This is a genomic window from Halomonas shengliensis, from assembly GCF_900104135.1.
Taxonomy (GTDB): Bacteria; Pseudomonadota; Gammaproteobacteria; order Pseudomonadales; family Halomonadaceae; genus Halomonas; species Halomonas shengliensis.
Window position 1 is genome coordinate 1 of sequence record NZ_FNIV01000022.1, and the last position, 1,352, is coordinate 1,352.

At 66.1% G+C, this 1,352-nt stretch carries 1 protein-coding gene; it reads right to left on the bottom strand.

Annotation, left to right across the window (positions count from 1 at the left end; translation table 11 throughout):
* Positions 1 to 72: 72 nt before the first annotated feature.
* Positions 73 to 1,352: group II intron reverse transcriptase/maturase (gene ltrA / locus BLP95_RS16570; protein WP_143004446.1), on the bottom strand; the 1,280-nt coding region annotated here is incomplete at its 5' end.

The window sequence follows — 1,352 nt, forward strand, 5'->3', positions numbered from 1 at the left end:
ATCGGGTAGGGTCCGGGGTCACCCCCGGAGCCCTCCCACACCACCGGGCATACGGTTCCGTACCACGGCGGTTCACGAAGAACGGCTAAGCCCTCTTACCGTATCCAGCACCGAGATTAACCCACGCTGAGCGAACCAGCGGTTGGGCAAGGCGTGGCGCAGGTGCAGCGCACCCGCATTCCACCAAGGGCCTCGCCCGTTTACCGATGATTTCCAGGCGCGCTGTGGATCTAGGCCCAGCGCCAGGAGCTTACGACACCGGGTTCGCGGACGTTTCCATTGCCGCCAGATCACATCGCGCAATCGGCGGCGTATCCATTGATCCAGCGCTTCCAGCGGTCGCTTCACGTCGACGAGACTGAAGTAACTGGCCCAGCCACGCAGGACGGGAGCCAGCTCTCTGGTGACGCGACGAATATGGCGTCCCCTGCCGCGTTTGAGGAGCTCGCGGACACGCTGCATCAGGCGCTGCAGGCTGGCCTTGGCCAGCGTCAGCTTTGGCCGCTTGTGTCGAGTCAGCGTGTAGCCCAGATACCCCCGGTTCCAGGGCCGGTCCACCGCACTCTTGTCGCGGTTGACCGTCAGCCTGAGCGAGCTCTCGAGAAAATCACTCAGGCTGGCCATGACGCGCTCACCCGCCCGCCGACTCCTGACATACACTTGCAGGTCGTCGGCGTAGCGGCAGAAGCGGTGACCGCGGCGTTCCAGCTCCTTGTCCACATCATCCAGCAGGATGTTCGCCAGCAGTGGGCTCAGTGGCCCACCCTGCGGCGTTCCCTGTCGGCGTGGCGCGGCCAGGCCATCCTGGAACATCCTGGCTTCCAGGTAGCGGCGGATCAGGCGTAGCACCCGTTTGTCGCGGACGCGGCGCGCGACCCGTGCCATCAGCAGGTCATGGTTCACCCGGTCGAAGAAGGCTTTCAGGTCGAGGTCGACCACCCAGCGGTGGCCGGCGGTGACATGGACCTTCATCGCCGAGACGGCCTGCTGGGCGCTGCGCCCGGGGCGGTAGCCATAACTCGATGCGGAAAAGCCCGGATCGAAGAACGGCGTCAGCACCTGCAACAGCGCCTGCTGGATCAGCCGGTCGGTGACCGTGGGGATGCCGAGCTGTCGCGTCCCGCCCTTGGGCTTGGGGATCTCGACGGCTCGGACTGGACTGGGGTGGTACTCACCGGCCAGCAGCCGCTCGCGCAGCGTCGGCCAGTGTTGCTTCAGGTGGTCGGCCAGCTGGGCCACCGTCATGCCGTCGGCACCCGGCGCCCCCTTGTTGGCCACCACCCTACGGTAAGCCCGCTGCATGTTGTCGGTGGCGACCACCGCTTCCATGAGCAGGACAGGCTCCGCTTTCG